Source organism: Veillonellaceae bacterium (assembly GCA_012523975.1).
Taxonomy (GTDB): Bacteria; Bacillota; Negativicutes; order JAAYSF01; family JAAYSF01; genus JAAYSF01.
In genome coordinates this window covers 1-2898 of the sequence record JAAYSF010000035.1, presented here as the reverse complement: position 1 = coordinate 2898, position 2898 = coordinate 1, and the positions used below count along the sequence as shown (strand labels likewise).

The window sequence follows — 2898 nt, the reverse complement described above, 5'->3', positions numbered from 1 at the left end:
TTTATTGCTCTTGGAGCTTTTATCAGCCTTCTATATGGAAACCAAATCATTAATTGGTATATAACCAACTTTCTGTGAGGTGCCTATGCAGAGAGGGTTTACTTTAATTGAAGTTGTTGTAGTCATTGCGGTGCTAGGGATTCTAGCGGGAATGGCTCTCCCAGCCTTGGGGAATACCCTTGCCAACCGCGAGCTAGAAAATGCTGCAGCTTTAATCGTTGCGGGGTTGAGAAAATCTCAGCAAGAATCAATTAATACAGCCCCTTCTAAGAGCTCCCCGTCCATGTACTTTGATAAATCCAATCCAAGTCGTTATTACATTACCGTCAATGCAAAACTAACAGAGTCTGTAACATTGCCTAGGTCAGTAAAGTTTGATTACACCCCTAAAGATGGTGTTATCTTCGGTATAAACGGCTATCCGCTTAAGCCGGCAACTATAACTTTAAGTAGTAAAAAAACTAAAAAACAAAAGTTTGTGATTATTGCGTCGACCGGTAGAATACGGATAAGCGATCAATCCAGTAAGGATAGTTTTTGATCCCCCGGAAAGATGGGATAAATCATGGATATTAAAAATCAAAAAGGTTTTTTACTGATGGACGTAGTATTGGCTATGCTGATAATTACTGTCGCCTTAGTTGCTATAGTCGGAATGTATACTAAATCACTGCAGGCCAATACCAAGGCTGGTAATTATACAATCGCGACGAATGTTGCTCAGCAGCGCATGGAGGAAGTAAAACGTGACATTGAAGAAAGACGAAATAATATCGCTGACTGGAATAAGGTAACATATCCGGTAACCACAATTGCTTCCGGCAATGAAATTCCTAATAGCACAATCGAGACAGAAGCATCTTTATATACTCCTAGCGATCTCACTTGTAAAATTGTTGTCATAACAGTGACGGTTAAATGGAGCAATACTACAGGCGATAACGTTATAAACATGACCACTTATGGGTTGCGTAACACAACTTTTTCGACATTTCCACGCAATTAGCGGAGGTTTTATGCAGCGGCATCTATCAAACCAATCAGGAATAACACTAGTAGAACTTGTAATTGGAATGGCTTTGACTGTGCTACTTATGACGGCAGTCGTTAGTTTGCTTTCAACTTCACTGCAAGCCTGGCAAACAGGTAGTCGTAAAACTGAAGTTCAGCAGACAGCAAGATTTGCTTTAGATTCTGTCGCCCGTGAGCTTCGCTATGCCTCAAATGTTGTTGTAGACGAGAATAAAAGTGGCATAACCTTTAAGAAGAACGATACAGTTTCCAATGAAGATACCATCTATATATATTGTTCAAGTAATGGAGTACTAAGACGGGTGAATAAAAGCGAAGGGGGAGGGGCTCAGCCCATCACCGGTGAAAATAATGTTAAGGTAGCTGCCACCTTTGAACTTGATACTACAGATAACCGCACAGTCAGTATTAATCTTACAGCTATTGATTCTTACACTGATAAACTTCCGCGCCAAAGCATCACTTTAAAAACAACAGTTGTAAGCCTTAATGTACCTCCAAGATAGGCGGTAGATAAGATGAGTGATATATCTTCTACTAAATTAAATACACAGCAAGGCTCAGTTAGTATTTTAGCGCTTTTAGCTATGATGCTGTTATTAGCCTTAGGGGGTACTATGCTTTCAGTAAGTTCGGCGGAGGTCCGCACAGCCGCGTCCTTTAGAGACGGTGTAGCCGCGCAATATGCCGCCGAGGCTGGCGCCAAAAAAGCGCTGCTTGCATTAAGCACTAATAATGGGACTTTGCCAGAAACAATTCATAATCAGCCACTAGGCCCCGGGATTCCCGGAACCTACACCGTCACTGTTGAAAAACAAGGAATTAACCGCGTGATTACTGCTACCGGTACAGTAGGTAACGCGTCCCGTCAAGTAATAATGGAGATAGCCCCAGAGACTGTTTATGACTTTGCAGCTTATTCTGATAAAGATATGACATTAGGCTTAAATATCATTAACGGTTCAGTCGGCAGCAATCAGGATATTAATTTTACTGCCCTCACTAGAGTTAACGGCGATGCAATCGCCCATGGGCGAGTCAGACTGCATACAGGATTTAACGATATCCGCGGACGGATAATGGATAGTAAAAGTGAGTCTGCTCCGCCATATTTGCCGTTACCTACTTTTATCCGTGAGGATTATAAGAATGGAGAGAGACTTCCTGGTTCGTGGTTTAGCTCTATAAAATTAGATAATAAAATCTACTATCATGATGACAATATTTCATTCGGGGCATCCACTATTTCAGGTCCGGGTATCATTTATGCAACAGGTAATATTACCATTGGTTTTGCCACCATAAAAAACAACGTTATTCTAATTTCGGAAAAGGATATTATTGTTCCTGCTTTAGCAAGTATTAATAATACTGCGCTAGTTGCGCGCGAGAACATAGAAATTTGGATTTCTGACTTTAACGGAAGCGCAGTTGCTGGCGGTACCATTTTCGCCCCCGTCAATTTCATGGCGCATCCCCCGGCTAAATCTAATTATAATGTAACAAAAAATCCTTATATACCGAAGCCGCCGCTTTGGGTTCCCGAACGGGTTAAAGTCGGCTATTGGAATAATCTAAAACTAAGCAATTAGGGAGGGTATTATGGAACTAAAAAACTTCATGGAAGACTTAGTATTCCAGCATTTAGACCGTATAATTGCCAGTGACCCACGCGTTTGTAATTGCGAGAAATGCCGTTATGATGTAGCTGCCTTGGCTTTAAATTTCCTACCGCCTCGTTATGTTGTTACTTATAAGGGTGAAACCTATACAAAAGTTAAAGCACTCGAACAGCAATTTACCATTGACATTATTACAGCAATAACTCATGCGTTAAAAATAGTAACCTCAGAACCACATCATCAT

The 2898-nt window shown here is 41.1% G+C and carries 5 protein-coding genes; all 5 read left to right on the top strand.

Annotated features, from left to right (window positions below):
- Positions 1 to 85: 85 nt before the first annotated feature.
- Entirely contained in the window at positions 86 to 541 is a 456-nt protein-coding gene (locus tag GX348_04640; protein ID NLP41476.1) for a prepilin-type N-terminal cleavage/methylation domain-containing protein, read from the top strand.
- 24 nt (positions 542 to 565) lie between these two features.
- Positions 566 to 1006, top strand: a complete 441-nt coding sequence (locus tag GX348_04635) for a hypothetical protein (protein ID NLP41475.1) — start codon at positions 566 to 568, stop codon at positions 1004 to 1006.
- A gap of 10 nt (positions 1007 to 1016) precedes the next feature.
- Positions 1017 to 1538: a hypothetical protein gene (locus GX348_04630; protein ID NLP41474.1), complete on the top strand. Its 522-nt coding sequence runs from the start codon at positions 1017 to 1019 to the stop codon at positions 1536 to 1538.
- A gap of 12 nt (positions 1539 to 1550) precedes the next feature.
- Entirely contained in the window at positions 1551 to 2624 is a 1074-nt protein-coding gene (locus GX348_04625; protein NLP41473.1) for a hypothetical protein, read from the top strand.
- Between the two features lie 10 nt (positions 2625 to 2634).
- A partial coding sequence (locus tag GX348_04620; GenBank protein NLP41472.1) for a late competence development ComFB family protein occupies positions 2635 to 2898 on the top strand: 264 nt, incomplete at its 3' end.